The organism is Nesterenkonia sp. F, assembly GCF_000220985.1.
GTDB lineage: Bacteria > Actinomycetota > Actinomycetes > Actinomycetales > Micrococcaceae > Nesterenkonia.
On record NZ_AFRW01000012.1, the window covers coordinates 41,745 to 67,109 of the forward strand.

The 25,365-nt window shown below is 71.9% G+C and carries 27 protein-coding genes, 2 tRNA genes and 1 pseudogene; 20 read left to right on the plus strand and 10 right to left on the minus strand.

The window, feature by feature from the left end; translation table 11 throughout:
• Window positions 1–71 precede the first annotated feature (71 nt).
• Both GU5_RS15725 and GU5_RS0100865 read left to right on the plus strand, forming a co-directional pair.
• Window positions 72–1,181 (plus strand): TRAP transporter fused permease subunit, encoded by a 1,110-nt coding sequence (locus GU5_RS15725; protein ID WP_255348830.1) that lies wholly within the window; start codon window positions 72–74, stop codon window positions 1,179–1,181.
• A 34-nt stretch (window positions 1,182–1,215) separates the two neighbouring features.
• Window positions 1,216–1,947 (plus strand): SDR family oxidoreductase, encoded by a 732-nt coding sequence (locus GU5_RS0100865; RefSeq protein WP_010523691.1) that lies wholly within the window; start codon window positions 1,216–1,218, stop codon window positions 1,945–1,947.
• A 262-nt stretch (window positions 1,948–2,209) separates the two neighbouring features.
• Here the strand turns inward: GU5_RS0100865 and GU5_RS0100870 are convergent.
• Window positions 2,210–2,281 (minus strand) — tRNA-Asn (locus GU5_RS0100870).
• 170 nt (window positions 2,282–2,451) lie between these two features.
• Here GU5_RS0100870 and GU5_RS0100880 point away from each other — a divergent pair.
• The 4 genes from GU5_RS0100880 (at window position 2,452) to GU5_RS0100895 (ending at window position 5,534) form a co-directional block, all read left to right on the plus strand.
• Window positions 2,452–2,931 (plus strand): NUDIX domain-containing protein, encoded by a 480-nt coding sequence (locus GU5_RS0100880; RefSeq protein WP_010523692.1) that lies wholly within the window; start codon window positions 2,452–2,454, stop codon window positions 2,929–2,931.
• Window positions 2,932–2,970: 39 nt separating this feature from the next.
• Window positions 2,971–3,519 carry a TIGR00730 family Rossman fold protein gene (locus GU5_RS0100885; protein WP_010523693.1) on the plus strand — a complete coding sequence of 183 codons (549 nt, stop codon included), beginning with the start codon at window positions 2,971–2,973 and terminating at the stop codon, window positions 3,517–3,519.
• 130 nt (window positions 3,520–3,649) lie between these two features.
• A complete protein-coding gene (purU, locus tag GU5_RS0100890; RefSeq protein ID WP_010523694.1) occupies window positions 3,650–4,525 on the plus strand; it encodes a formyltetrahydrofolate deformylase in 876 nt (291 codons plus the stop codon).
• Between the two features lie 133 nt (window positions 4,526–4,658).
• A complete protein-coding gene (locus tag GU5_RS0100895) occupies window positions 4,659–5,534 on the plus strand; it encodes a siderophore-interacting protein (RefSeq protein WP_083830244.1) in 876 nt (291 codons plus the stop codon).
• Between the two features lie 73 nt (window positions 5,535–5,607).
• Here the strand turns inward: GU5_RS0100895 and GU5_RS0100900 are convergent, their stop codons facing one another.
• Window positions 5,608–6,057, minus strand: coding sequence for a hypothetical protein (locus GU5_RS0100900; protein WP_010523696.1), 450 nt, complete (start codon window positions 6,055–6,057; stop codon window positions 5,608–5,610).
• 151 nt (window positions 6,058–6,208) lie between these two features.
• On the opposite strand from GU5_RS0100900, the gene GU5_RS0100905 reads away from it, so the two are divergent.
• The 4 genes from GU5_RS0100905 (at window position 6,209) to GU5_RS0100920 (ending at window position 9,300) form a co-directional block, all read left to right on the plus strand.
• Window positions 6,209–7,066: a phage holin family protein gene (locus tag GU5_RS0100905; RefSeq protein ID WP_010523697.1), complete on the plus strand. Its 858-nt coding sequence runs from the start codon at window positions 6,209–6,211 to the stop codon at window positions 7,064–7,066.
• Between the two features lie 77 nt (window positions 7,067–7,143).
• The gene (locus GU5_RS0100910; RefSeq protein ID WP_010523698.1) at window positions 7,144–7,797 is read left to right on the plus strand and encodes a CDP-alcohol phosphatidyltransferase family protein; all 654 of its coding nucleotides are present in this window, start codon (window positions 7,144–7,146) and stop codon (window positions 7,795–7,797) included.
• A gap of 71 nt (window positions 7,798–7,868) precedes the next feature.
• On the plus strand, window positions 7,869–9,134 hold the full coding sequence (locus GU5_RS0100915) for a glycosyltransferase (RefSeq protein WP_010523699.1): 1,266 nt from the start codon (window positions 7,869–7,871) through the stop codon (window positions 9,132–9,134).
• Between the two features lie 92 nt (window positions 9,135–9,226).
• Window positions 9,227–9,300 (plus strand) — tRNA-Ile (locus GU5_RS0100920).
• On the opposite strand, the gene GU5_RS16550 is transcribed toward GU5_RS0100920, so the two are convergent.
• The 4 genes from GU5_RS16550 to GU5_RS0100940 all read right to left on the minus strand — a co-directional run bounded on the left by GU5_RS16550 (window position 9,282) and on the right by GU5_RS0100940 (window position 12,989).
• The gene (locus GU5_RS16550; RefSeq protein WP_158217708.1) at window positions 9,282–10,217 is read right to left on the minus strand and encodes a methyltransferase domain-containing protein; all 936 of its coding nucleotides are present in this window, start codon (window positions 10,215–10,217) and stop codon (window positions 9,282–9,284) included. The genes GU5_RS0100920 and GU5_RS16550 overlap by 19 nt on opposite strands.
• Window positions 10,218–10,237: 20 nt before the next feature.
• Window positions 10,238–11,422, minus strand: a complete 1,185-nt coding sequence (locus tag GU5_RS16130) for a glycosyltransferase family 4 protein (RefSeq protein ID WP_010523701.1) — start codon at window positions 11,420–11,422, stop codon at window positions 10,238–10,240.
• Window positions 11,419–11,817 (minus strand): 6-carboxytetrahydropterin synthase, encoded by a 399-nt coding sequence (locus GU5_RS0100935; RefSeq protein WP_033227680.1) that lies wholly within the window; start codon window positions 11,815–11,817, stop codon window positions 11,419–11,421. The genes GU5_RS16130 and GU5_RS0100935 overlap by 4 nt, the downstream gene beginning before the upstream one ends.
• Before the next feature lie 71 nt (window positions 11,818–11,888).
• Window positions 11,889–12,989, minus strand: a complete 1,101-nt coding sequence (locus GU5_RS0100940) for a zinc-binding alcohol dehydrogenase (RefSeq protein ID WP_010523703.1) — start codon at window positions 12,987–12,989, stop codon at window positions 11,889–11,891.
• A gap of 73 nt (window positions 12,990–13,062) precedes the next feature.
• On the opposite strand from GU5_RS0100940, the gene GU5_RS0100945 reads away from it, so the two are divergent.
• Complete coding sequence (locus GU5_RS0100945; protein ID WP_010523704.1) at window positions 13,063–13,905, plus strand: CDP-alcohol phosphatidyltransferase family protein; 843 nt, start codon at window positions 13,063–13,065, stop codon at window positions 13,903–13,905.
• 63 nt (window positions 13,906–13,968) lie between these two features.
• On the plus strand, window positions 13,969–15,057 hold the full coding sequence (locus tag GU5_RS0100950; protein ID WP_029513902.1) for a glycosyltransferase family 1 protein: 1,089 nt from the start codon (window positions 13,969–13,971) through the stop codon (window positions 15,055–15,057).
• 69 nt (window positions 15,058–15,126) lie between these two features.
• On the opposite strand, the pseudogene GU5_RS16555 reads toward GU5_RS0100950, so the two are convergent.
• Window positions 15,127–15,687, minus strand: a pseudogene (locus GU5_RS16555) (M23 family metallopeptidase); the annotation flags it as partial.
• Between the two features lie 522 nt (window positions 15,688–16,209).
• Between GU5_RS16555 and rpsB the strand changes: the two are divergent.
• The 6 genes from rpsB to GU5_RS0100985 all read left to right on the plus strand — a co-directional run bounded on the left by rpsB (window position 16,210) and on the right by GU5_RS0100985 (window position 21,179).
• Window positions 16,210–17,076 (plus strand): 30S ribosomal protein S2, encoded by an 867-nt coding sequence (gene rpsB, locus GU5_RS0100960; protein WP_010523706.1) that lies wholly within the window; start codon window positions 16,210–16,212, stop codon window positions 17,074–17,076.
• 159 nt (window positions 17,077–17,235) lie between these two features.
• Window positions 17,236–18,075, plus strand: a complete 840-nt coding sequence (tsf, locus tag GU5_RS0100965; RefSeq protein ID WP_010523707.1) for a translation elongation factor Ts — start codon at window positions 17,236–17,238, stop codon at window positions 18,073–18,075.
• 201 nt (window positions 18,076–18,276) lie between these two features.
• Entirely contained in the window at window positions 18,277–19,050 is a 774-nt protein-coding gene (pyrH, locus tag GU5_RS0100970; RefSeq protein WP_010523708.1) for a UMP kinase, read from the plus strand.
• Between the two features lie 108 nt (window positions 19,051–19,158).
• Window positions 19,159–19,716, plus strand: coding sequence for a ribosome recycling factor (frr, locus tag GU5_RS0100975; RefSeq protein WP_010523709.1), 558 nt, complete (start codon window positions 19,159–19,161; stop codon window positions 19,714–19,716).
• Window positions 19,717–19,719: 3 nt separating this feature from the next.
• Complete coding sequence (locus GU5_RS0100980) at window positions 19,720–20,613, plus strand: phosphatidate cytidylyltransferase (protein ID WP_010523710.1); 894 nt, start codon at window positions 19,720–19,722, stop codon at window positions 20,611–20,613.
• Between the two features lie 5 nt (window positions 20,614–20,618).
• Complete coding sequence (locus GU5_RS0100985) at window positions 20,619–21,179, plus strand: DivIVA domain-containing protein (RefSeq protein WP_010523711.1); 561 nt, start codon at window positions 20,619–20,621, stop codon at window positions 21,177–21,179.
• A 54-nt stretch (window positions 21,180–21,233) separates the two neighbouring features.
• Here GU5_RS0100985 and GU5_RS0100990 read toward each other — a convergent pair whose 3' ends face one another.
• A complete protein-coding gene (locus tag GU5_RS0100990) occupies window positions 21,234–21,587 on the minus strand; it encodes a YciI family protein (RefSeq protein ID WP_010523712.1) in 354 nt (117 codons plus the stop codon).
• Between the two features lie 227 nt (window positions 21,588–21,814).
• On the opposite strand from GU5_RS0100990, the gene GU5_RS0100995 reads away from it, so the two are divergent.
• Entirely contained in the window at window positions 21,815–22,165 is a 351-nt protein-coding gene (locus GU5_RS0100995; protein WP_010523713.1) for a hypothetical protein, read from the plus strand.
• Here GU5_RS0100995 and GU5_RS0101000 read toward each other — a convergent pair.
• A complete protein-coding gene (locus GU5_RS0101000) occupies window positions 22,153–23,169 on the minus strand; it encodes a Gfo/Idh/MocA family protein (RefSeq protein ID WP_010523714.1) in 1,017 nt (338 codons plus the stop codon). The two genes, GU5_RS0100995 and GU5_RS0101000, sit on opposite strands and share 13 nt — an antisense overlap.
• Window positions 23,170–23,260: 91 nt before the next feature.
• Window positions 23,261–23,692: a GNAT family N-acetyltransferase gene (locus GU5_RS16140; RefSeq protein WP_083830251.1), complete on the minus strand. Its 432-nt coding sequence runs from the start codon at window positions 23,690–23,692 to the stop codon at window positions 23,261–23,263.
• Window positions 23,693–23,947: 255 nt separating this feature from the next.
• On the opposite strand from GU5_RS16140, the gene dxr reads away from it, so the two are divergent.
• Window positions 23,948–25,363, plus strand: a complete 1,416-nt coding sequence (gene dxr / locus GU5_RS0101010; protein WP_010523716.1) for a 1-deoxy-D-xylulose-5-phosphate reductoisomerase — start codon at window positions 23,948–23,950, stop codon at window positions 25,361–25,363.
• Window positions 25,364–25,365: the final 2 nt, after the last annotated feature.

The following is a 25,365-nucleotide window of genomic DNA, read 5'->3' on the forward strand; positions in this document are numbered from 1 at the left end:
CGCCACCGAGGCCACCGCCTCGACCGGCGGTCAGCTGATGCCGCCGATCAGTGGGGGCGGCGGCGTTCATCATGGCGCAGAACGTGCCGGACCTGGAGTACAACGACCTGATCGTCATCGCCGTCATCCCGGCGCTGCTGTACTTCCTCGGAGCCTTCCTCTCCATCCACTTCGAGGCCAAGCGTCACCGCATCAAGGGTCTGCCGGTCGACGAGCTGCCCAGCTGGCGCTCGCTGCTGGTGCGCGTGGACCTGCTGCTGCCGCTGGTGGTGATCATCTCCACGCTGCTCTCCGGGCTGTCGCCGATGCGTGCGGCGCTGCTGGGCATCGGCACAGCCTTCCTGCTGAGCTTCCTGCGGACCTCGACCCGGCTGGGCCTGCGCGGGATGGTCGAGCTGCTCTCCGCCGGCGCGCGCACCGCGCTGCCGGTCATCGCCGCCTGCGCGACCGCCGGCATCGTCGCCGGCACGGTCACGTCCACCGGACTGGGCGGACAGCTCGGCGGCGGGCTGGTCGAGCTCGCCGGCGGCAACTTCCTGCTGGTGCTGGTGATGGTGATGATCGCCTGCATCGTGCTCGGCATGGGGCTGCCGACGACGGCGAACTACGTGGTCACCGCGACCGTCGCCGCGCCGATCCTGTACAACAACTTCGACGTGCCGCTGATCGCCGCGCACCTGTTCGTCTTCTTCTTCGGCATCCTCGCCGACATCACCCCGCCGGTCTGCCTGGCCGCCTACGCCGGCGCGGGCATCGCGCATGCGAATCCGATGGCCGCCGGGGTCTCGGCGCTGCGCATCGCGGTGGCCGGGTTCCTCATCCCCTACGTGTTCATCCTCCAGCCGGCGCTGCTGCTGCAGGGATCCTGGCAGGAGCTGCTCATCGGGCTGGTGACGGTGATCGTCGGGATGGTCGGGATCGCCTCCGGGCTCGCCGGGCATCTGGCGGTGCGGGCCACCTGGCTGGAGCGCGTGCTGCTCGTCGCCGGCGGCCTGGCGCTGATCTATCCGCATCTGGTCGTCTCGCTGGGCGGTCTGGCGGCGATGGGGCTGGGCCTGCTGCTGCAGCTCGGCCGCCGTCGACGCGGCGGGGGAGATGCCGACACCGGGGTCGAGTCCGGGGACTCCGGGCCGGCCGGGGCCGTGCGCACCGAGCCCGCCGCCGCGTCCTCTCCGGGCTGAGGCGGGCCCGTTGCGCCGGCGCTAGGCTGGGGCCATGACACAGAACAGCGCTGAAGAGCACCGCACCGAGTCCGACCCCCGTCCGATCGCCCTGGTCACCGGTGCGACGCGGGGGATCGGACGCGCCGTCGCCGAGGACCTGGCCCGCACTCACCGGGTGCTGGTCGGCGGCACCTCGCCCGAGAGGGTGCAGGAGGTCGTCGACTCCCTCGACGACGCCGCCGGCTTCGTCGCCGATCTGTCCGACGCCGACCAGCTCGACGCCGCCGTCGAGGCGCTGGGCCTGGAGAAGCTGGACCTGCTGGTCCACTCCGCCGGTGTGGCCTTCGGCGGAGAGATCGGATCCATCCCGGCCCTCGAGTGGCGACGGGTGTTCGAGGTCAACGTCTTCGCCGTCGCCGAGCTGACCCGGCGGCTGCTGCCGGCCCTGCGCCAGGCTCGGGGGCAGGTCGTCGCGATCAACTCCGGGGCCGGGCACAGGTCGGGCGCGGGCAACGGCCCGTATGCGGGCAGCAAGTTCGCCCTGCGCGCGCTCACCGACGCGCTGCGCGCCGAGGAGCGCGGCGTCGTGCGGGTGACCTCGATCCACCCGGGTCGCGTGGACACCGACATGCAGCGTGACCTGCAGTCCCAGCTGGGCAACAGGAACTATGACGGCACCGTCTACATCGCCCCGGAGACGGTGGCGGAGACGGTGCGGCTCGCCGTGGACGCCCCGGCGGCCTCGATGGTCGAGGAGCTGTCGATCCGGCCGGTCGCGCAGTGAGCGACTCCGCCGCGAGGTGGGTGCTCGATCGGGGCGCGCCCGCCTCGCGAGCAGGGCTCGTGATCGGTTCGGAGGGCCTCGAGCGCGGACGGTGTCCACCTTCGAGACATATCTCGGCGACGTGGCGGCGGAGATGCGTCCGGAAGCGGGACGCCGTTGCGGTCGTCCCCTGATTCAGCGCCGGTCCGCTTGTCGGGCCGCCGAGTAGTCCGGGAACGACTGAGGGTCCCGGTTCTCATTAACCGGGACCCTCAGCGAGAAGCTCCCCCAGCTGGATTCGAACCAGCAACCCCTCGATTAACAGTCGAGTGCTCTGCCGTTGAGCTATGGAGGATTGCGACTGAAAAAGTGTAGCAGGATCACGACAGCGGGACGAAATCTGCCCGGAGGATGGCGGGGAGCATCACGCCGCCGGGCCGCTGTGCACCGCTGAGGTCGCCCCTCGGCGGGCCGCTGACCTGGAGCCGGGCTTCGGACATGGCAGTCCGGCGGTCGAGCAGTACCATGGAGCGCGTGCTGACCCCCGATGAGGACACCCAGACCGCTCCGGCGGCCGGCGACGCCGCCGCGCCGATCCGTGTGAGCGCCGTGGTCATCCGCAATTCCGACGGCGAGGTGCTGACCGTGCGCAAGGCCGGCACCGACCGCTTCATGCTGCCCGGCGGCAAGCCCGAGCAGGGGGAGACGCCGCTGCAGACCGCCGCCCGCGAATGCTGCGAGGAGCTCGACGTCCAGCTGTGGCAGGAGGACCTGAGGCGGTTGGGCACTTTCCGCGCTCCGGCGGCGAACGAGGTCGGTCGTGAGGTCGAGGGTGTGGTCTTCGTCCACGACGCCGTGCCCGCCGGCGCCGACCACACGCCCTCGGCGGAGATCGAGGAGCTGCGCTGGGTCGACATGACCGCAGAGGAGCCGCCCGCGGATCTGGCCCCGCTGCTGCGCGACCAGATCGCCCCGGCGCTGCAGGCCGAGGCCGCCGTCGTCTGACCGTCCGTCCGCCCCGCCGGACGTCCGGAGGAAGGGCCCATGCCGCGTCTCACCGTGTTCACCGGTTCCAGCACCGGTCATGATCCCATCCACCGGCGCGCCGCCGATCAGCTGGGGGCGACGCTCGCCCGACGCGACGTCGAGCTCGTCTACGGCGGCGGGCGCATGGGCCTGATGGGCGTGCTCGCCGACGCCGCGCTGGACGCCGGGGGAGTCGTGCACGGGGTGATGCCCCGGCACCTGGTCGACCACGAGGACGCCCATACGCGGCTGACCACTCTGGAGGTCGTCGAGGACATGCACGCTCGCAAACGTCGCATGGCCGAGCTGGGGGACGGCTTCCTCGCGCTGCCCGGCGGCGTCGGCACGCTGGAGGAGCTCGTCGAGATCTGGACCTGGCGACACCTGGGACTGCACGCCAAGCCGGTGGGGCTGCTCGACGTCGCCGGGTTCTGGCGGCCGCTGCTGGCGCTGGCCGATCACATGGTCGAAGCCGGCTTCCTCTCCCGCAGCCGGCGGGAGGGCCTCTGGACCGGCGAGGACGTCGAGCCGCTGCTGGACCTGCTGGAGGAGAGCCGCCCCGGCTGACGATCATCGACGCCGCCGGCGTCGCCGTCGTGCTGGTTCGCGTCGGGTCGTCGGGCCCGCCCGACTGCTATCCTCTCCACGGCCCCGGCCGCCGCCCGGAGCGCCTGGAATCCGCCGATCAGGAGTGAGCATGCCCGCTGCAGACACGACCCCGACCGACGTCGCCCGGCTCATCATCAGCTGCCCCGACCAGCCGGGGATCGTCGCCGCCGTCTCGGAGGTCATCACGGATCTGGGCGGCAACATCACCACGCTGGACCAGTACAGCACCGGGGTCTCGGGCGGACGGTTCTTCCAGCGCACCGTGTTCCATCTGCCGGGACTGGCGGCCGAGCGTCCGCGCGTGGAGGAGGCGATCCGCACCCGGCTGGCCGACCGCTTCGACATGGAGTGGAGCCTCACCGACGCCGCCACACCGAAGCGGGTGGCGATCTTCGCCTCGAAGACCGATCACTGTCTGCTGGACCTGCTCTGGCGGCACCGCCGCGGCGAGATCCCCATGGACATCACCATGGTGATCTCCAACCACCCGGACCTCGCCGACGACGTGCGGCCCTTCGGCATCCCGTACTTCCACGTGCCGGTGGAGAAGGGGGACAAGGCCGCCGCCGAGGCGAAGCACCTGGAGCTGCTGCAGGGCAACGTCGACGTCATCGTGCTGGCCCGCTACATGCAGATCATCTCCGAGAACTTCCTCGAGCAGGTCGGCGCTCCGGTGATCAACATCCACCACAGCTTCCTGCCGGCCTTCATCGGGGCCGGGCCGTACCAGAAGGCCCGGGACCGCGGCGTGAAGCTGATCGGGGCCACCGCGCACTATGTGACCAAGGACCTCGACGAGGGCCCGATCATCGAGCAGGACGTCATCCGCGTCTCGCACGAGGACGACGTCGCGCAGCTGACCCGCTACGGCGCCGACGTCGAGCGGGCGGTGCTCTCCCGTGCGGTGCAGTGGCACTGCGAGGACCGGATCATCCGCAACGGGCAGACCACGATCGTCTTCTGATCGGGCGTGCCGGGAGGCGGGTCGCCGGCCTGGGCGACATTACGTCATAGAGGGATTATGCAATTCACCTGATGTAGGTGAGGCGATCCTCTTCTGTAGACTGCAGGCGCCGTCTTCCCGGAAGGAACCGCCGATGTCGTCCGCACCCTCCAGCTCCTCCGCACCTTCCAGCTCCTCCGCATCGCCCGCGGCGCGGAAGCCGCGCGTGCAGCACCTGATGCGTGTCGAATCGGTCCGCCGACTGAGCCCGCATCTGGTGCGGGTGACGCTCGGCGGGGACGGCTTCGCCGGCATCGAATTCAAGGAGGCGACGGACCAGTACATCAAGCTGCTCTTCGCCGACCCGGCCCTGGGCCTGGAGCGCCCCTATGACATGGAGGCGCTGCGTGAGCGGCTGCCGATGGCGCAGATGCCGGTCACCCGGACCTACACGATCCGCGCGATCGACCGCGCCGCCGGCACTCTGGCGCTCGACATGGTCACCCACGGCGACGAGGGGCTGGCCGGTCCCTGGGCCGAGCAGGCCCGTCCGGGGGATCTGATCAGCTTCTTCGGCCCCGGCGGAGGCTACGCCCCGCGATCGGAGGCGGACTGGCATCTGCTGGCCGGCGACGAATCGGCGCTGCCGGCCATCGCGACGGCGCTGGAGGCGATGGACCCCGGCGCCCGCGGCGTCGCCGTCGTCGAGGTCCCCACCGCCGCCGACGAAGTCCCGCTCACCGCGCCGGAGGGCGTCGAGGTGCGCTGGCTGCACCGCGGGGCGGCGTTCACCCCGGAGACCACCCGGCTGACCGAGCACGTCGAGCAGCTCGAGATCCCCGACGGCGACGTCCAGGTCTTCGTCCACGGCGAGCGCGAGGAGATGAAGCGGCTGCGTCGGCGTCTGGTCGATGAGTGCGGTCTGCCGCGGAAGGGGATGTCGCTCTCGGCCTACTGGGCCCACGGCCGCGTCGAGGACCAGTTCCAGGCGGAGAAGCGTCAGCCGATCGGCGCCATCGACCCGGACTGAGCCGGCCCGGGCTGAGCCGACCCGCATCGCGCCGTCCCGGACTGCGCCGGGCGGCCGCGCCGGTTCGCGGCGCTCACCCGGAGACGGCGCCGATGCCGCCGAGGATCATCCCCGCCACCAGCAGCCCGACCAGCAGCAGCACGGTGAGTGCGGCGCAGGGGCCGGCCCACCGGGAGTAGCCGGCCAGTCGGCGCCCGTGCCGGTCCCGCAGCGCCCCGGCGAGCAGCATGAACAGATCGATGACCGCCCAGGCGGCCGCCAGCGCGAGCAGCGTCTGGCCGAGGACGGCGCGCTCGAGGGCGAGCAGCAGCACGACGCCGGCCGCGGTGAGCAGAAGCTTGGCGGTGCCGACGGCGGGGCGGCCCAGGTAGAACCAGGCGAGGCCGAGCGGACCGAGCAGCAGCGCCAGACCCCAGGCGACCGGGAACCGCTTCGTCGAGATCGGCCGGTCGGCATGGGTGCGCCGATCCTCCTCGGTCCAGGTGTTGGCGTAGAGCTCGTCGAAGTCCCAGTCGTCGGCCATGGATCCATCCTAGAGGGACGAGCGGGGGTGCTTCCCGCCGGTCAGGCGCCGGGGCGTCCGTCGCCGAGCCGGGGTGATGGTAGTTTTGACCCGGGAGTCTGCCCGGCAGGCTCGCAGGTCCGACCACACTTTCCAGGACGGAGGAGCTGCCTTGTCACAGCACGGCGCAGGGCACACGCGCACCGCCCCTCGGCCGACGCTGTTCGACCTCATCAAGGTCGTGCTGCGTCTGGGGCCGAAGCAGATCAGCGACGAGATCCAGCTGGCGATCGGCCAGCTGAAGACCAAGGGCGTCACCGCCGGCGTCGCCGTCGGGCTCATGGTCGTCGGCCTGGTCTTCGTCACCTTCCTGATCGTGGCCCTGATCGTCGCCGCCGTCGGCGCCTTCGCCCTGATCTTCGACGTCTGGGCCGCCGCGCTGATCGTGGCCGGCATCTTCCTGCTGATCGCGCTGCTCTTCGCCCTCTTCGGCTATCTGCGGCTGAAGAAGGCGCTGCCGCTGCTGCCCGAGGACGCCATCCGCGGGCTGCGCCTGGACCTGGGCGTGGCGCGCGAGGGCAGCGGGTTCGATCCGAAGACTCTGGACCGCGAGGACGCCGAGCGGCGTCGGCGCAAGGAGGAGGCCAAGAAGGAGGCCGCCGAGCGGAAGAAGCGCGAGGCAGAGCAGACCGGCGAGGGTGCTCCGAAGAAGCCGCCGTATCGCGAGCTGCTGCGACGGACGTCGCTGCGCCGCGACCACATCGGGTCGCTGCAGGACCAGGTCCGCGCGCGCCTCGACAAGGAGTCGCTGAAGGCCGAGCTGCGCGGCGCCGCCGGCTCCGCCCGACGCCGCTTCTCCGGCGCCGACGACTCCGACGGCGGGCGAGGCGCCGACTCGTCGGGCTCCGCCGAGTCCGGCGAGCGCGGCGGCGCGGCCGACTACGTGCAGGCCCGCTGGAAGCCGCTGGCGGTGCTGGGCGCCTCGACGGCCGCCGGAGCGGTCTTCCTGCGCGAGCTGACCAAGAGATAGATCGCCGTGCGGCATTCGGCGCGCCGCGATCTCCGCCGGCGAGCCGGAGCCTCGCCGATCCGACCGACGAGGAGACCGTGCGACTGATCGGCGCCGGAACCCGGGAGGGTTTCGACTACACCGTGCGCAGGACGTTCTGGACGGTGCCGAACATCGTCACCGTCCTGCGGTTCCTGCTCGTGCCGGTCTTCATCCAGCTGGCCCTGACCGAGGAGCTGGTGGCGGCCTTCGTGGTGCTGGTCGTCCTCGGCGGCACCGACTGGATCGACGGCTGGATCGCCCGGCGCTTCGACCAGCACTCCACCGTCGGCCGCTGGCTGGATCCGCTGGCCGATCGGCTCTCGGTGGCGATCGTGGCGGTGACCCTGGTCGCCGTCGACATCGCACCGCTGTGGTTCGTCCTCAGCATCCTCGTCCCCGACGCGGTGCTGGCGATCAATGCGGCGGTGCTCTTCGCCGGCTCCCCGGAGCTTGCGGTGACTGCGCTGGGCAAGGTGCGCACCGCCGTGCTGATGGTCGGCGCCCCGCTGGTGCTGCTCGCCCGCGCCGAGGTGCTGGCCGGCACGGAGTGGACGCCGATCGCGGAGAGCGTGCTGGCCGCGGGGTGTCTGATGCACATCCTGGCCGCGGTCGACTATCTTCGACGTGCGCACCGTCAGGCGAGGCGGCTGCGCGCACAGGGGATCGACCCCCGGGACCGCTCCCGGTGGGTCGCGGGGGAGCAGACATGACCACCCCGCGGCATGCCCGCCCGTCGTCGCCCGCCGCCGTCCGTCGTCGCCCAGGAGGACAGGACCCGCTGATGCCCAGCACCGAGCCGAGCCCCGAGACCCCCTCCGACCAGTCCGCCGTCGACCCCTCGGCGGTCGACGGCGCCGCCGCGCGTCCGCTGCGCATCCTCATCGCCGCCGACACCTACCCGCCCGACGTCAACGGCGCGGCGGTGTTCTGCCAGCGGCTGGCCCGGCACATGGCCGCGGCCGGCCATGAGGTCCACGTCGCGGCCGCCCGCAACACTGCGGGGCCGGGCGTCGTGGAGGAGACCCCGGAGGCGAGCGTCCACCGATTCCGCTCCCACAAGGCCCCGACCCACGAGTACTACCGGCTGTGCCTGCCCTGGCAGGTCGAGCCGGCGATGGACCGGCTCCTCGCCGAGATCCGGCCCGACGTGGTGCACGTGCAGTGCCATTACATGATCGGCAAGGCCGCCCTCGAGGCGGCTGAGCGGCGGCGGATCCGGACCATCGCCACCAACCACTTCATGCCGGAGAACCTGGATCCGTTCCTGCCGTTCCCGGGGTGGTTCCGCCGGATCGTCGCGGAGAACTCCTGGCGGGACATGTCGCGGCTGATGGGCAAAGCCTCGGTGGTGACCACGCCGACGCCGCTGGCGGCCGAGACCATGAAGCGTCGGGCCGGGTTCCAGCGGGTGCTGCCGCTCTCCAACGGCATCGACGTCGACCACTACAGCCTGCGGGAGGGCGAGACGGTCCAGCCGCATCCGCGGCCGACGGTGCTCTTCGTCGGTCGGCTGGCGGTGGAGAAGCACGTCGACGTGCTGATCGACGCCGTCGCGCAGACGGACCCGGCGCTGGACATCGGCCTGGAGATCGTCGGCGACGGCGAGCAGCGCGACCGCCTGGCCGGGCAGATCGAACGCCTGGGCCTCGGCGACCGGGTGCATCTGCGCGGCCATGTCGACGACGACGAGCTCCGGCGCGCCTATATCCGTGCCGACGCGTTCTGCCAGCCCGGCACTGCCGAGCTGCAGTCGCTGGTCTCTTTGGAGGCGATGTCGGCGGCCCGACCGGTGATCCTCGCCGATGCGCTGGCGCTGCCGCATCTGGTCGAGGAAGGCCGCAACGGCCATCTGTTCGTCCCGGGCGACGTCGCCGACCTGGCTGCGAAGCTCGAGGATCTCTTCCGCCGCAGCCCCGAGGAGCGGGCGGAGATGGGGCGACACAGTCGCACCATGGCCCAGCGGCACTCCCAGGCGAAGACCATGGCGGCATTCGAACAGCTCTACCGCGGCGCAGACTGGGCCGAGCCCAACCGCCTCGGCTGCTGAGAGGCGGGCGCCGAATCCGGACGCCCGGGCATCGGCGATAGGATGGTCCCCGGCCGTCCCGGCTGTGCGTCCTCGGCGCACGATGCGGCCGCGGGGCGTTAGCTCAGCAGGTCAGAGCAGAGGACTCATAATCCTTTGGTCGCGGGTTCAAGTCCCGCACGCCCCACCGACTTCCGCCGCGTCGCGGGCTCGCCCCCGGCGGGCGCCGTCCGCCGGATCCCGCACCAGGACGTCGACGTGGTCGATCCGCAGCCGCAGGGCGCCGGAGCGGATCTGCGCCAGGCGGGCCTCGCCCCAGCGCCGCGCCCGGTCGGGATCGGACGCGGTCTCGTCCCTCGCGCCGGGTGCTGCGGAGGACTCTCCGGCCAGCTGCTCGGCGGCGGCCCTGGCGCGGTCCGGAACGAGCTGTTCCAGCAGCGCGGCGTCGTCGCCGACGGCTGCGTCGAGGATCCAAGGCGTCCCCAGGCGGTCGACGAGGAGCCCACGAGCCTGTGCGGCCTGCTCCAGCGTCGCGGCGGCCTGCGGTCCGCAGCGGCCCCCGCGGCGCTGATGCCGGTCGAAGGCTCCGGAGACCAGATGATCGTCGGGATGCGGCGGGTCGGCGGTCATCGCTCCGGTGACCGTCAGCGCGAGCAGCATCGGCGTCCGGTGACGCGCGGTTCCGGCGACCAGCCGGTCGATCTGCGCGGCGGTGAGCAGATCCAGCAGGGCCGAGGCGATGACCAGCGTCGGGGTCTGCGCGGCCGTGAGGATCGCGTCGAGACCCGCGACGTCGTCGCAGCGGGTGCTGATCGGACCGGTCGCGCCGCGCGCACGGAGTCGGCGCGCCGTGGCGGCGAGCAGCTCGGGGTCGTGGTCCAGCAGCACCCACTCCTCGTCGCCGGCCAGCTGATCCTGCAGCCAGCGTCCGCCGGAGCCGGTGCCGCAGCCGACGTCGACGATGCGGCCGGGACGTCGAGCGGACAGCAGATCGGCGACGGGGCCGCGCGTGGACTCGCGGGCCGCGGCATCGGCGGCCTCGCGCAGCGTGAGCCAGTCGGCGCTGATGCGCTCGGCGGGCGCGTCGGCATCGGGATCCGTCACGGGCCCGGAATGCGGGTCGATCATCGTGCCACGCTCCGGATCAGGGTCTGCCAGTCTGCTGCGGTCCGTGTCCATGGCTGAAGCCTATCCGCCCGCCTCCGGGCGGTCTCGGCCCATCGGCGGCGCAGCGTCGGATCGTCGAGCCAGGCGCGCAGCTGCGCTGTCCATTGCCGGGGGTCCCGGGGATCGCAGGCGGCTCCGGCGTCGCCCAGGGCCTCCTCCGCGCCGGTGCCGGCCGAGACGACGCCGGCGACGCCGTGGGCGCAGGCTTCGGTGACCACCATCCCGAACGTCTCGGTCCAGGAGGGGAGCAGCAGCAGGTCCGTGTGCTCCCAGAGCCCGGGCATCGCCTCGGGAGGCAGCGCCCCGCGGTGGTCGACGCGTCCGGGCAGGCGTCGACGCAGCTCAGCCAGCACGAAGGCTCCTGCGGCAGTCTCGGCTCCGGGGCCGGCGAGCTGGAGGACCCATTCGCGGTCGAGCAGGGGTTCCAGGGCCTCGCCGAGGAGCCGATGATTCTTCCGCGGGGTGAAGGAGGCGGCCATCGTCAGTCGCGGAGGCCGGGACGCAGACCGCCGGCGAGCGGAGGCCTCGGCGCCGGAGGCTGCGCCCGACGTCGATCGTGTCGCGCCGGGGGAGATGACCTCGACGGCGCGGCGTCCGTGCCGCCGACGGATCTCCTCGGCGGCCCACCGGCTCGTGGCCACCACGCGACGAGCCTGCCGCACCGCCCGCCCCTCGGCGGCGTCCAGCCCGGCGGACTCCGGACCGGCTTCGACGGCCAGCGGCAGGTGCACCAGCAGGACGTCCGCGTCGGGATCGGCACTGTTGTCGGCACTGTCGTCGGAACTGTCGGCAGCACCATCGGCGGCACCGTCGGCGGAGAACAGCTCGGGCAGTCCGCCGCCGATGAGCCCGTCGACGACCACCGGCTGACGCCCGACCTGGTCATGGACCGCGGAGAGCTGTGCGTGCAGCTCCCGCCGTGCCGACTCGTCGGGGCACGGCCAGGCGCCGGAGACCTCGACGCGATGGACGTCGAGGCCGTGATGCGCCAGGGCGGCGATCACCTGCTCGTTGTACACCGCGCCGCCGCTGGGTGCCGGCAGCCGCGGCTGCACCCAGATCACCCCGCCGGGCGAAGGCCGGCTCGGGTCGTCGTGCCGGTCGGAGCCGACGTCCTCGGGCGAGCAGCGTGCAGTGCTCACAGCTCGACCCGTACTGCGGCACGGGCCTGCGGATTCTCCTCGGCGGCGACCTCGAGGGCGAGCAGCCCGTGGTCGCTCGGCAGCGCCTCGGCCAGCTTCTCGGCGATATGGACGATGATCCGCTCGGTCGTGCTGGCCGTGCCGGTGAAGGCCGGGTGCTCGTCGAGGTTGCGGTGCCGCAGCGGATCCAGCACGACTGAGAGCAGATCCGAAGCGGCCCCGATGTCCATGACGACTCCGTGGGGATCGAGCTGAGTGCGTTCGAAGGTCGCGTGGACATGCAGAGTGGCGCCGTGCAGCCGCTGCGCGGGACCGAAGAACGGGTCGTCGAGACTGTGCGCGATCATGATGTGATCATCGACGGTCAGGCGGTGGTGGGCGATGCGTCGAGGCATCCGGACCTCCTTCGGGTCGAGCGGGACGGGGCCGTCCACGGGTCGTGCTCGTGTCACGTGGTCGGACGTCGTCACCTCATGTGGTCGATGACATGGCAGAGGGTCGAGGCCCAGGCGGGATCTCCGGCGCCCAGCGCGTCCATCACGGTCGGCAGCTCCTCCAGCGGCGAGCGGCCGGTCAGCAGCGCGTCGCAGCGGGCGTCGAGCATCCCCAGCGCCAGGCTCAGCCGCTGCCGCCGGCTGCGTCGCGCCCGACGCGGTGGAGCGACCTCGCCGACCTGGGAGGCGAGGAGCCGCAGACGACGGGCGTGGAAGTCTGCTCCCAGCGGCACGACCGGCGCTGTGCGGCCGAACCATGACTGCTCCACGACGACGGCGTCGTCGCCGGCCAGCCGCAGCGCCGCGGCCAGCCCGTCCTCCGTCGCCGAGGCATGGAAGACCACGTCGACGTCGCCGACCGCCTCCTCGGGAGTCGTCGCCTCCAGCCCGAGCCGACGGGCCAGGCCCCGGCGGTCCCCGTCGACGTCGATCACCTGCAGCCGCTCGGGCCCCAGGGAGGAGGCCAGCAGAGCCGTGGTGAGGCCGACGAGACCGGCGCCGACGATGCAGAGGCGGTCGCCGAGCGTCGCCGGCGCCTCCCAGATCGCGTTGAGTGCCGGCTCGGCGATGCCGGCCAGCAGCGCCCGGTCGGCGGGGCAGTCCTCCGGCAGCGGGTGGCAGTCGGCGGCGGGCACCACGAGGTGGTCGCGGTGTCCTCCGAGGCAGAAGACCGTCCGGCCGATCAGCTGCTCGGCCTCGGGGCCCACCCCTGCTCGGACCACGCCGACGGCCAGATAGCCGTGGCTCACCGGATGGGGCAGATCGCCGAGCTGCAGCGGCGCACGCATCCGGGACGCCATCGTCTCGGGCACCTCTCCGCGGTGGATCAGCGTCTCGGTGCCGCGGGAGACGCCGCTGAGCAGCGTCTCGACGAGCACTTCGCCGGGACCCGGCTCGGGCACCGGTGCTCGGCGGATCTCGCCGCGTCCCGGGGCGACGGTCCAGTACTGGCGGCTGAGCGGGGTGCGGGAGGAGGGCATGTCGGAGGGCGCGTCGGGATCTGCGTCGGAGGCCTGCCCCGAGGCGGACCGGGAGGCCGTGGGGCGGCCGGAGCGGAACGTGCCGAGGTCCATAGCCGTATCCTGCCATGTCTTCCCCGCCGGGAGGGGCTGTGACCGGCGTCGACGGGGCTCTAGGATCGCCGCCATGGAGCCGACAGTCGGGAGAGCACGCGGCCTGGCGCCGGTGCTGGGGGCCGCTGCGGTGCTGCTCGGCGGGATGACGCTGTCGGGCGATCCGCTGGCCGCGATCTTCGACCAGGGGCCGACGTCCCCGGGAGGCGTCTCCGGCGGCGAGGGAGATGGCTTCCCCCGGACGGCGGTGCTCGGCGGGCTGCTCGTCTTCGGGCTGTGTCAGCGGCACGCGCTCGTCGGCGCCGCCCCCTTCCGTGCGGCTGATGCGGTGACATTGCTGCGCACCACGCTGCTGGGACTGTTCGTCGCCGTGCTGATCCGACGGCTCCTCGCCGAGACGGCTCCGTCCGAGCACCTGGTGCTCTCCTGGTCGGCGGTGGCGCTCGCCGTCGTGATCCTGCTGCTGGACGGGGCCGACGGTGCCGTGGCCCGGGCCTGCGGCGGGGGCACGACGGCCGGACGTCACTACGACGACATCGCCGACGCCGTCGTGCTGCTCGTGCTCGCCGCGGCCGCGGGCGGACTGCTGGAGTGGTGGGCGGTGCTGGCCGGGGCGGCCAAGCCGCTGTTCGCCCTCGGCGGGCGGTTCCGCAGTCGATGGCGCGGTGCACTGCGTCCCAGCGGCCTGCGGCGGGCGCTGGGCACGGCGCCGGGGGCGCTGCTGCTGGCGGCGATCGCGCCCCTGCCGTGGGAGGACTGGACGCGCTGGTTCTGCGGAACCGACGCCTCTCCGTCGACGGACCCGGCGGACGGGCGTCTGGTCGCCGCGGGGCTGGCGGTGCTGCTCGTCGCGGTCTCCTTCGGCCGGGACATCGCTGATCTGGAGCGGAGGGCCGTCGGACCGGGGCGCGGCTGACCACACACCGGTCCACACGGCGCTCCACGCTGTTGCGCAGGCAGTTGGCACAATGGCGGTGTGCTGCGACTCTTCTTCGACGCCCGCTACACCCGCCCCCGGGTCCACGACGGGATCTCCCGCTTCTCGGCCGGCCTCATCGAGGCCGCCGCCGAGCATGCCGAGGTCACCCTGCTCATCAGCGACGAGGAACAGCTGAACCTGCTGCCGAAGGGGCTGCCCCGGCTGAGGATCTCCTCGCCGACCTCGCCCCGCGAGCCCTGGGTGGCCCGGCAGATCAATCCCCACCGGCCCGACGTCGTCTTCTCGCCGATGCAGACCATGGGTGGATTCGGGCGGAACTACCCGCTGATCCTCACGCTGCACGACCTCATCTACTACGAGCACCGGACCCCGCCGCGGGATCTGCCGGCCCCGGTGCGGCTGGGCTGGCGGCTCTACCACCTCAGCTATCTTCCGCAGCGATTCGTGCTGAACCGGGCCGACGCCGTGGCCACCGTCTCGGAGACCACGCGCGGACTGATGCGCGACCATCGGCTCGCGCGCCGGCCCATCGAGCTGATCCCGAATGCCCCGCAGCCTGTGCCCGAGCCCCGCGATCCCGAGCAGGCTCCGAGCCGCGACCTGGTCTACATGGGGTCCTTCATGGCGTACAAGAACGTCGAGACGCTGGTGCGTGCCCTCGAGGAGCTGCCCGACCACCGGCTGCACCTGTGCAGTCCGATCGCCGCGTCCCGCAGGGAGGCGCTCGTCGCCCTGGCGGCCCGTCCCGAGCAGCTGGTCTTCCATGACGGCATCGACGAGGCCGACTACCGCGATCTGCTGCGCACCGCCGAGGCCCTGGTCACCCTCTCCCGGGCCGAGGGGTACGGCCTGCCGGTGGTCGAGGCGATGGCCCACGGCACCCCGACGGTGGTCTCCGATCTGCCGATCTTCGCCGAGATCGCCGGCGAGGCCGTCGCCGACCGGGGTGCCCAGATCGTCGACCCCGACCGTCCGGAGGAGCTGGCCTCGGCCGTCCGCACGCTGGAGGACCCGCGGGTCTTCGCCGAAGCCTCCCGCGCCGCCCGACGACGCAGCGCCGACTTCAGCTGGGAGGACTCGGCCCGTCGACTGGTCGAGCTGGGGGAGCGGCTGGCCGCCCGCAGCTGAGGGTTCGTCCTCGACCGGCAGCAGCACTGAGGGCTCCAGCCGCCCGAGCATCAGCAGCGGATTCAGATACTCGCCGCGCTCGCGGACTCCCCAGTGCAGGCAGTCGTCGGCGCAGTCCTCGGCGGCGGCGACGTGCCCGCCCTCGGCGAGCCGGCCGACCTCCTCTCCCGCGGCGACGACGTCGCCGACCTCCAGCGACGAGGAGACCGGCTCGAAGGAGCTGACCCGCCCGTCGCCGTGGTCGATCGAGACCACCGGACGATCGGCCACGATCCCGACGAAGCTCACCGCCCCCGCGGCGGGAGCCAGCACGCGCGAGGCCTCGAGGCGCAGATCGACGCCGCGATGCCCGGCGTCCCACGGACGCGGAGGAGCGGCGAAGCCGGTCACCACCTCCGGGGCGGAGCCGGTGGGCGAGACCCAGGTCGGACGTGGCGCGGATCGGCTCGCCGCGGCGTCGTCGGCGGTCGCGGCCGGCGCCGCGACGCCCGGCGGCAGCAGGAGCAGAGCCGCGAGGACGACGGCGAGCACCGCTGTCGGTGGTCGTCGTGCGGGGCCGGCCTGCGTCGTCTCGTGCTCGACGACGTCGTTCGAGGGACGAAGCCGCGGGAACAGGCGCATGACCGCCATGCTGGGTCACCTGCGTAGCCCGGCGCCTGCGGAACTCTGCGACTGTGCAGAGCACGGCGTGTCGTCGGCCGGAGGCGCTCGGCTGTGCAGGAACGGGCCGGACGTCGGCACCAGGTGGTGCCTGGGCCGGAGATCGCGCACGGCACGAGGAGGGCGGAGATACGAGCGCCTCCGAGGTGCCTCGTGCCACAGGGTCCGCGCCGTCGATCTGTAGTACACTGATCGCCAGCAGCTGCCGCAGGCTGTCTTCACCCCTGCCTTTCTCCGATCGGCCGGACCTTGTCCGGCGCACCGGGGGCGGGCCGGCGGTGCGGACGACGTCGACGGCGCTGACTTCGCGCAGAGGATGCCTGCTCCGCAGGGTCTCCCCGTCGGTCCGCTCGCCGCAGCGGTCGGGGAGGATGATCCGCTCCCTCCTCTGCCAGGGCCCCGGGCGAACCGGGGAGGCAACGATCAACCGAGAAGCTCAGCCGGTGCTGCACGTGAGAGCGTGTTCGAAGCCCGGCATCGAAAGGACACCCCATGCCCGTCGTCACCATGCGCCAGCTGCTCGACAGCGGCGTCCACTTCGGCCACCAGACCCGTCGCTGGAACCCGAAGATGAAGCGCTACATCTTCACCGAGCGCAACGGCATCTACATCATCGACCTGCAGCAGTCGCTGTCCTACATCGACCGCGCCTACGACTTCGTCAAGCAGACGGTCGCCCACGGCGGCTCGATCCTGTTCGTCGGCACCAAGAAGCAGGCCCAGGAGGCCATCGCCGAGCAGGCCACGCGCGTCGGCCAGCCCTACGTGAACCACCGTTGGCTGGGCGGCATGCTCACCAACTTCGCCACGGTCTCCAAGCGCGTCCAGCGCATGAAGGAGCTCGAGGAGATCGACTTCGACGACGTCGCCGGCTCCGGTCGGACCAAGAAGGAGCTGCTGCTGCTCAGCCGCGAGCTGGCCAAGCTGCAGTCCAACCTGGGCGGCATCCGGAACCTGACCAAGACGCCGTCGGCCATCTGGGTCGTCGACACCAAGAAGGAGCACCTGGCGGTCGACGAGGCGAAGAAGCTGGGCATCCCGGTGGTCGCGATCCTGGACACCAACTGCGACCCGGACGAGGTCGACTACCCGGTCCCGGGCAACGACGACGCCATCCGGTCCGTGGACCTGCTGACCCGGGTCATCGCCGACGCTGCGGCCGAGGGCGTCATCGCCCGCGAGGAGAAGCGCGGCGGAGGCTCCGGCCAGGCCGCCGAGCCGATGGCCGAGTGGGAGCGCGAGCTGCTCGAGCAGCACGCCGCCGAGCAGGCCGGCCAGGGCGAGTCCTCCGGTGAGCAGGCTTCCGCCGAGAAGTCCGAGACCGCCGAGAAGTCCGAGACCGCCGAGAAGTCCGAGTAAGGCTCGACTCGAGCGCGACCGCCGAGCGACGAATCTCGTCGCGTCAGATCCTCACGCCGCCCCCTGGAGGCGCATTTCCTCCAGGGGCGGGCGTGAGGCCTGCGGAGCGCGCACACCACCACAGATCATCCCCTACGAACCCCTATCGGAGGACGGGACATGGCGAACTACACCGCTGCTGACATCAAGGCCCTGCGCGAGCGCACCGGCGCCGGCATGATGGACGTCAAGAAGGCCCTGGACGAGGCCGACGGCGACTTCGACAAGGCCATCGAGGCCATCCGCATCAAGGGCCTCAAGGGTGCCGCCAAGCGCGAGAGCCGCTCGGCCGCCGAGGGCCTGGTCGCGGCCAAGGTCGTCGACGGCACCAAGGGCTTCCTGGTCGAGGTCAACGCCGAGACCGACTTCGTCGCGAAGTCGGACAAGTTCGTCGGCCTCGCCGACCAGGTCCTGGAGACCGCCGTGGCCCACGACGTCGACACCCTCGAGCAGCTGCTCGAGGCCGACGTCGACGGCAAGAAGCTCGCTGACCACGTCACCGAGGAGGGTGCGACTCTGGGTGAGAAGGTCCTGGTCAGCCGGGTCGCCAAGGTCGAGGGCGCCGCCGTCGACGCCTACCTGCACAAGACCGCGAAGGACCTGCCGGCCCAGGTCGGCGTGCTGATCGCCGTCGACGCCGACACCGAGGACGCCAGGACGGCCGCCCACGACGTCGCGGTGCACGCCGCCGCGATGGCGCCGGTCCACCTCACCCGGGACGAGGTCCCGGAGGAGACGGTGGCCGACGAGCGGCGCATCGCCGAGGAGACCGCCCGCGCGGAGGAGAAGCCCGAGCAGGCGATCCCGAAGATCATCGAGGGCCGCGTGAACGCGTTCTTCAAGGACAACGTCCTGCTGGACCAGCCCTTCGCCAAGGACCCGAAGCAGACCGTCGCCCAGATCCTGGAGGCGGCCGGCACGTCGGCGAAGGCCATGGCCCGCTTCCGCGTCGGCTCCTGACCGACGCCGCGACGTCGGAGCACCGCCCTGTTCGGGGCGGTGCTCCTCGTCGGACCGGGTGCTGATGCCTACACTGAGGCAGAACGCTCGATCCACGACGACAGGGGGTGGCCACTCGACTGCAGTGGTCACCCTCTTCTCATGCCCGCCTCCGATGTCCGGACCGCTCCGCGCGCCGACGCCGAAAGGATCTCGCCCCCGATGACCGACCAGGCCGCAGCCTCCGCCGCACAGACCGCCGTCACCCCCCACGAGCACCGGCAGCCGGGCTCCTCCCGCCGCCGCGTGCTCCTCAAGCTCTCCGGGGAGGTCTTCGGCGGCGGAAGCGTCGGCGTGGACCCGGCGACCGTCCGGGGCATCGCCGAGCAGATCGCCGCCGTCGGCGAGGAGGTCGAGGTCTGCGTCGTCGTCGGCGGCGGCAACTTCTTCCGCGGCGCGGAGCTGTCCCGGGCCGGCATGGACAGGGCGCGCGCCGACTACATGGGCATGCTGGGCACGGTGATGAACTGCCTGGCGCTGCAGGACTTCCTCGAGCAGGCCGGACGGGCGACCCGCGTGCAGACCGCGATCACCATGGGACAGGTCGCCGAGTCCTACATCCCGCTGCGGGCGATCCGGCACATGGAGAAGGGCCGCGTCGTGGTCTTCGGCGCCGGAGCCGGCATGCCGTACTTCTCCACCGACACCGTCTGCGCCCAGCGCGCCCTGGAGGTCGACGCCGACATGATCCTGATGGGCAAGTCCGGCGTCGACGGCGTCTACACCTCGGACCCGAAGACCGACCCGGAGGCCCAGAAGCTCGAGCACCTGACCTACTCGCAGGCGCTGCGGCAGAACATCCGGGTGATGGACCAGACCGCGATGACCATGTGCAACGACAACGATCTGTCGATGCGGGTCTTCGGCATGGAGGGCGAGGGTGACGTCACCCGGGCGCTGCTGGGCGAGGAGCTCGGCACGCTGGTGACGCCGTGACACGACCCGACGGGGGCGCTCCGGCGTCGTCGGCGATGCGCCTGATCAGCTGACCGGCACGTAGACTGGTGCCTGCAGTACCGACTCGAGGAGCTCAAGGAGAGCGACGTGATTGACGAGACCCTGACCGAGGCCGAAGCGAGCATGGAGAGCGCCGTCGAGGCGACCAGCGAGGACTTCGCCACGGTGCGCACCGGGCGCGCCAACCCCTCCCTGTACTCCAAGGTGCTGGTCGACTACTACGGCTCGCCGACGCCGCTGCAGCAGCTGGCCTCCTTCAGCACGCCGGACGCCCGGACCATCCTGATCACCCCGTACGACGCGTCGGCGATGCGCGAGATCGAGAAGGCCCTGTCGGACTCCGAGGTGGGCGCCAACCCCTCCAACGACGGCAAGCAGATCCGCATCGTGATGCCGGAGATGACCGAGGAGCGGCGCAAGGAGTACGCCAAGCTGGTCAAGTCCAAGGGCGAGGACCACAAGGTGTCGGTGCGCAACGCGCGCCGCAAGGCCAAGGACGCCATCGCCAAGGCCGTGAAGAACGGCGAGATCGGCGAGGACGAGGGCGAGCGCGGACACAGCGAGCTCGAGACCCTCACCAAGACGCACACCGAGCGCATCGACGAGATGACGCGCCGCAAGGAAGCCGAGCTGCTCGAGGTCTGATCGATGATCGGCCAGAAGCGCCCGAGACCCGCCGAGAGCGCCGAGGCGGCCGCGCCGCGCACGCGCACTCCGCGGGCCGGGCGCGACCTCCCCGCGGCCATCCTCACCGGAGCGGCCCTGCTGATCCCCGCCGTGCTGGGGATCGTGTTCATGCCGCTGCTGCTGATCCTGCTGGCGGTGGTGCTGCTGGCGATGGGAGCCTGGGAGGTCGCCGTCGCCCTGGAGACCCAGGGCCTGCGGCTGCCCAAGATACCGCTGTTCCTCGGCGCGCTGACCATGCCGCTGGCGGCCTACTTCGGCGGCGTCGAGGCGCTGACCCTGGCCTTGATGGTCACCTGCGCGGCGATCGCGGTGATCGCGGCGATCTACCGGATCCATGACGCCGGACGGTCGATCATGGCCTCGATGTTCGTCGCCTGCTGGGTGCCCTTCCTCATCTCCTTCGCCGTGCTGCTCATCGATCAGCCGATGGGGCAGTGGCGACTGGCCGTGGTGGTGCTCCTGGTCGTCGCCAACGACACCTTCGGCTATCTGGTGGGCGTGCTCTTCGGCAAGCACCCGATGGCGCCGACGATCAGCCCGAAGAAGTCCTGGGAGGGCTTCGCCGGCTCGATGCTCGGCTCCATCGCGGTGGGCGTGCTCGCCTCGGCGCTGATCTTCGACGAGCCGCTGTCCATCGGCGCCGTGCTGGCCGCCGCCGTCGTCGTGGTGTCCACCGCCGGGGACTTCTCCGAATCGATGGTCAAGCGCGAGCTGGGGCTGAAGGACATGTCGCATGTGCTGCCCGGCCACGGCGGAGTGATGGATCGGCTCGACTCTCTGGTCTTCGCGATGCCCACCGCCTACTTCGTCATCGTGGCGCTGTCTCCGCAATCGGCCGGCATTCCATTAGGCTGAGTCCCATGGCGCAGCATCAGACCGCACTGTTCACCGTCCTGGACGAGACCGAGCAGGGCTATGACCGCGACGAAGTCGACGCGTTCATGGACCAGGCCCGCGGGGCCTACGAGACGGGCACCGGCATGCCGCTGGCCGAGATCCGCGAGGCGAGCTTCATGCTCGGCGCCGGCGGCTACGACCCGGAGGAGGTCGACGGCGCGCTGGACCGGCTCGAGGACGCCTTCGCCGTGGCCGAGCGCGACCGCTACATCGCCCAGCACGGCGAGGACGCCTGGTACGAGCTGCTCGCCGAGCGTGCCGCTCCGCTGCGCGGCCGCATCGAACGGCCCGACGGCGTGCGCTTCCGCGGACCGGCGCATTCGGCCGCACTGGGCTACCGCCGCGACGAGGTCGACCGACTCTGTCGGGAGCTCGGCAGCTATCTGGACGGGGAGAACCCGATGAGCGTCGACGAGATCCGCACGGTGTCCTTCAGCGGCGCCCACGGCTCCAGCGGCTACGACGAGGCTCAGGTGGACGCCTTCCTCGACCGCATGACCGAGATCATGGCCTCAGTGGGCTGACCGGCCGACGTCGTCGGTCCGACGACGCGCCGGGACGAGTCCCGGGTCCGTGCGTCAGCTCCCCATGATCGGGCGGATCTCCGTGGAGCCGTGCTGCAGATGCGGCATCCGCTCGGCGACCGCATGAGCGGCGGCCTCGTCCTCCACGGCCACGGCGTGCACGGCGAAGATGATGCTGCGATCCTCGGCCGTCTCGGCATCGGCCGCGTCGGCGTCGTGCTCCGCCAGGGCTCCCAGATGCACGGTCGACTCGGTCAGCGCCCAGCCCTCGACCAGGGTGCCGTCGGCGTGCAGTTCGGCGTCGAGGTCCTGCCAGGCGCGCATCTCCTCACCGTGCTCGTCGCTGTCCTCGGCGGGACCGGTGCCGGGCACGAATCGGTGGATCAACAGGTGCGTGGGCCGGGCCATGGAGACCTCCTGGTCGGGAACGGTATGGGCCGCCGGCTCCGACACCATGGCCGGACCGCCGCCGGGGCCTCTACCATCAGAGCACGGGCGCCCCGCCGCCGTCAGCATCCGGCGCCGTGCTCCTCACCCGTCGGTCGCGTCGGTCGACCGCACCGGTGATCGTCGGCGCAGGACTCCGCCGCGGCCCCGGGTGCCGGGGACAGAGCGCAGAACCGCGGGAGAACCTCATGAGTGCGCCGAGCAGCCGGCCGAACAGCCAGCGTCACCTGATCCACATCGACGCGCCGCCCGAGCGTGTCTGGGCGGCGCTGACCGACCCGGACCTGACCGACCCGGACCTGACCGAGCGGATCGGATACGGCGGGCGGGTCGAAGTGGTGCTCGAACCGGGCGGAGACTACTGGGCGCACACCACCGACGCGATGAAGCAGAAGGGCCTGGGCGACGTCGCCGGCTCCGGTCACGTCGAGGGCCGCGTCGGGTCCGGGGGAGGCGGCTGGCCGTGGGAGCTCTCCAGCCTGAAGACGCTGCTGGAGACCGGCCGCCCGATGATCGGTGCGGGGTCTCAGCCGGACTGATCCTCGCCGGGGTAGCGCAGCCCGATCTGCTCGCGGATCGTGTCGAGCAGCTCCATGATCGCCACCGTCTCGTCCAGGCCCAGCGCGGAGCCCTCGCACGTGCCGTCGGCGACGGCGGCCTCGGCGGCGAGCGCCTGATGCTGCATGCCGCGCCCCTCGCCGCGCACGGCGAAGCGCTCGTGCACTGTGCCGTCGGCGCCGGTATGGGTGAAGGAGGTGTCGGCGAACCAGACGCCGTCGATGTCGATGCGCCCCTCGGTGCCCAGGATATGGGCGGTGTTCTGCCCCGCCGCGCGGGAGGAGGACAGCGACGTCGACAGCGCACCGCCGTGATGGTGCATCACCGTGGCGACCTCGGTGTCGGCTCCGGTGTCGCCGAAGCGTGCCTGGGCGCTCACCTGCTCGACGGGGCCGAGGATGTCCGCGGCGAAGGAGAGCGGGTAGATCCCCAGATCCAGCAGCGCCCCGCCGCCGAGCGGCAGGGCGTTGATCCGGTGCCCGGGATCGGTGGGCAGCGACTGGGCGTGGTCGGCGGACAGCATGCGGATCTCGCCCAGGCCCCCGGAGGCGATGATCTCGCGGATCCTGACCATATGCGGCAGGTACCGGGTCCACATCGCCTCCATGGCCAGCAGTCCGCGGGAGCGGGCCAGGTCGCGGAGTCCGGCCGCCTCGGCGGCGTGGAGGGTGAAGGGCTTCTCGACCAGCACATGGGTGTCCTGCTCGAGCACCATCGCGGCGTGCGCGGCGTGGAAGGGGTGCGGAGTGGCGACGTAGACGATGTCGACGTCCTCGTCGGCGGCCAGCTGCTCGTAGGAGCTGTGGGCGCGGGGGACGCCGGAGCCGGGGGCGGATCCCGCGGCGAGCTCCGCGGCGAAGGCCTCGGCCGACTCCGCAGACCGCGAGCCCACGGCGACGATCTCTCGGCCGGCGAACTGCAGGTCCGCGGCGAAGGCATGGGCGATGTGTCCGGTTCCGAGGATTCCCCAGCGCAGTGCAGTCATGGTGTCCGAACTTACCAGCACTCTGCTCGTCGGAGTGATCGGTGTCACCGGCGGGGGAGGCCGGCGCGCGCCGGCGGACGCCTCAGTGGAGTCAGTCGAGCTGCAGGATGATCTCCTCGACCACTTCGGCGCGGACGTTGGAGAAGCTCGACTCGCGCCCGATCTCGCGGAAGCCCAGAGCCTGCAGGATGGACAGCGTGCCGCCGTTGTCGACGACGACGCGGGCGGTCACCGGACGCTCGGGGAAGTCCTCCAGGAAGCGGGTCACGGCCGAGCGGGTCAGCCCGCGGCCCCAGAAGCGCTTGTCCGTCCAGAACATGATCTCGCGCGAGTCCTCGTCCTCGAAGGCGGCGATCGACCCGATGGGCTCGCCGTCGAGGTCGATGGTCCGCACGATGGTGTCGTCCGAGGAGAGCAGCTCGTGCCAGTGGTGGTCGAAGATCGAGCGGTCCGACGGGTTCGGTCGAGGCGAAGCCGGCCATGTGGGCGGCGTCGGCGTCCTGCTGGAACTCGAAGAAGCGATCCAGGTCGCTGGACTGGACTTCCCGCAGCGTGATCATCGCGATGAGGCTCCTCGTGGTCGGACACGGCGTGGGCTGGGCGGAACGGCCGGGGCGCCGGGCGGTGCATCGGTCAGGACCGCACACGTCCTCGGGCGCGGCGACGGCAGGGGACGGCCCTGCGTGTCCTGCCAGCGTACCGGTCGTGCCGGGAATCGCGCGCACCGGCTCCGACACGAGATTCCGCACCCGCGGCCGGCTGGGGCGATAATGGCCCCATGCAGTCCTTCCGGAAGCCCGTCGCCGTCGCCCCGTCGACGGCCGCCGACGCCGCCGACGCCGCCGACGCCGCCGACGCCGATCCCGCCGATCCCGCCGATCCCGCCGATCCCGCCGCGGTCGCGCACCTCGCCGCCCGCCTGCCCAGCACCGAGGAGCCCGGAGTGCGTCGCCTCGCGCTGCTGGGCTCCACCGGCTCGATCGGCACCCAGGCGCTGCAGGTCGTCGCGGCCAATCCCGGGCGCTTCGAGGTGCTCGCGCTGGCAGCGGGCCGAGCCACCGAGCAGCTCGCCGCCCAGGTCGCGGCCACCGGAGCGGCGGTGGTCGGCATCGCCGTCGACGGCGGCACCGCCGAGAACCCGCGGAACCCGCCGCTGGTCGAGGCGCTGGCCGAGGCCGGCGTCGGCCACGAGGTCCAGATCCACACCGGCGAGGACGCCGCGGAGGCCTGCGCGGCCGTCGGCGCCGACGTCGTGCTCAACGGCATGACCGGCTCGGTCGGGCTGCGTCCGACGCTGGCGGCACTGGACTCCGGAGCCACGCTGGCGCTGGCGAACAAGGAGTCGCTGGTCGTCGGCGGGGCGCTGGTCGCCGCCGCCGTGCAGCGGCCCGGGCAGGTGGTGCCCGTCGACTCCGAGCACTCGGCGCTGGCCCAGGCGCTGAGCTCCGGCCGCCACGAGCGCGGACTCTGCGCGGCGACGCATATGCCGCATGAGCCCGGCGCGAGCGAGGTGCGCCGGCTGATCATCACCGCCTCCGGCGGACCGTTCCGCGGCTGGGACGCCGCCCGGCTGGCCGAGGTCACCCCGCGGCAGGCGCTGCGGCACCCGAACTTCGCCATGGGCCGGATGGTGACCACCAACTCGGCGACGATGGTCAACAAGGCCCTCGAAGTCGTCGAGGCGCATCTGCTCTTCGACGTCCCGCTCGACGACATCGTCCCGGTGATCCATCCGCAGCAGGTCATCCACTCGCTGGTGGAGTTCCGCGACGGCTCCACACTGGCCCAGGCCGGTCCGCCGCGCATGCTGGTGCCGATCGCGCTCGGACTGTCCTGGCCGCACCGGCTGGCCGCCGTCGACGAGCCGGTGGACTGGACGCGTCCGATGAGCTGGGACTTCGAGCCCCTGGACGACGCCGCCTTCCCGGCGGTGCGGCTGGCCAAGCAGGCCGCGGCGGCCTCGTCGACGCATATGGCCGTCTACAACGCGGCCAACGAGCAGGCCGTCGAGGCCTTCCACGCCGGGCGGCTGAGCTTCCCGGGCATCCTGGACACCGTCCAGCAGGTGCTCGCCGCCCACGACGGCCGCACGGCGCAGACGCCGAGCCTCGAGGACGTGCTCGGCGCCGAGCGGCAGGCCCGCGCGCTGGCCGAGGAGCACATCGCCGCCGCCCGCCAGACGGTGGGAGGCTGATC

What these genes read in the sequence shown, in the direction of transcription:
- GU5_RS0100915 (WP_010523699.1), top strand. Translation starts at nt 7,869, where the DNA reads ATGCCCAGCACCGAGCCGAGCCCCGAGACCCCCTCCGACCAGTCCGCC.
- GU5_RS15725 (WP_255348830.1), top strand. Translation starts at nt 72, where the DNA reads ATGGCGCAGAACGTGCCGGACCTGGAGTACAACGACCTGATCGTCATC.
- GU5_RS0100985 (WP_010523711.1), top strand. Translation starts at nt 20,619, where the DNA reads ATGGCGCAGCATCAGACCGCACTGTTCACCGTCCTGGACGAGACCGAG.
- GU5_RS0100935 (WP_033227680.1), bottom strand. Translation starts at nt 11,817, where the DNA reads ATGCCTCGACGCATCGCCCACCACCGCCTGACCGTCGATGATCACATC.
- GU5_RS0100885 (WP_010523693.1), top strand. Translation starts at nt 2,971, where the DNA reads ATGCCGCGTCTCACCGTGTTCACCGGTTCCAGCACCGGTCATGATCCC.
- GU5_RS0100865 (WP_010523691.1), top strand. Translation starts at nt 1,216, where the DNA reads ATGACACAGAACAGCGCTGAAGAGCACCGCACCGAGTCCGACCCCCGT.
- rpsB (WP_010523706.1), top strand. Translation starts at nt 16,210, where the DNA reads ATGCCCGTCGTCACCATGCGCCAGCTGCTCGACAGCGGCGTCCACTTC.
- GU5_RS0100895 (WP_083830244.1), top strand. Translation starts at nt 4,659, where the DNA reads ATGTCGTCCGCACCCTCCAGCTCCTCCGCACCTTCCAGCTCCTCCGCA.
- GU5_RS0100980 (WP_010523710.1), top strand. Translation starts at nt 19,720, where the DNA reads ATGATCGGCCAGAAGCGCCCGAGACCCGCCGAGAGCGCCGAGGCGGCC.
- dxr (WP_010523716.1), top strand. Translation starts at nt 23,948, where the DNA reads ATGCAGTCCTTCCGGAAGCCCGTCGCCGTCGCCCCGTCGACGGCCGCC.
- GU5_RS0101000 (WP_010523714.1), bottom strand. Translation starts at nt 23,169, where the DNA reads ATGACTGCACTGCGCTGGGGAATCCTCGGAACCGGACACATCGCCCAT.
- purU (WP_010523694.1), top strand. Translation starts at nt 3,650, where the DNA reads ATGCCCGCTGCAGACACGACCCCGACCGACGTCGCCCGGCTCATCATC.
- GU5_RS0100880 (WP_010523692.1), top strand. Translation starts at nt 2,452, where the DNA reads ATGGAGCGCGTGCTGACCCCCGATGAGGACACCCAGACCGCTCCGGCG.
- GU5_RS0100940 (WP_010523703.1), bottom strand. Translation starts at nt 12,989, where the DNA reads ATGGACCTCGGCACGTTCCGCTCCGGCCGCCCCACGGCCTCCCGGTCC.
- GU5_RS0100990 (WP_010523712.1), bottom strand. Translation starts at nt 21,587, where the DNA reads ATGGCCCGGCCCACGCACCTGTTGATCCACCGATTCGTGCCCGGCACC.
- tsf (WP_010523707.1), top strand. Translation starts at nt 17,236, where the DNA reads ATGGCGAACTACACCGCTGCTGACATCAAGGCCCTGCGCGAGCGCACC.
- GU5_RS0100995 (WP_010523713.1), top strand. Translation starts at nt 21,815, where the DNA reads ATGAGTGCGCCGAGCAGCCGGCCGAACAGCCAGCGTCACCTGATCCAC.
- GU5_RS0100900 (WP_010523696.1), bottom strand. Translation starts at nt 6,057, where the DNA reads ATGGCCGACGACTGGGACTTCGACGAGCTCTACGCCAACACCTGGACC.
- GU5_RS0100945 (WP_010523704.1), top strand. Translation starts at nt 13,063, where the DNA reads ATGGAGCCGACAGTCGGGAGAGCACGCGGCCTGGCGCCGGTGCTGGGG.
- pyrH (WP_010523708.1), top strand. Translation starts at nt 18,277, where the DNA reads ATGACCGACCAGGCCGCAGCCTCCGCCGCACAGACCGCCGTCACCCCC.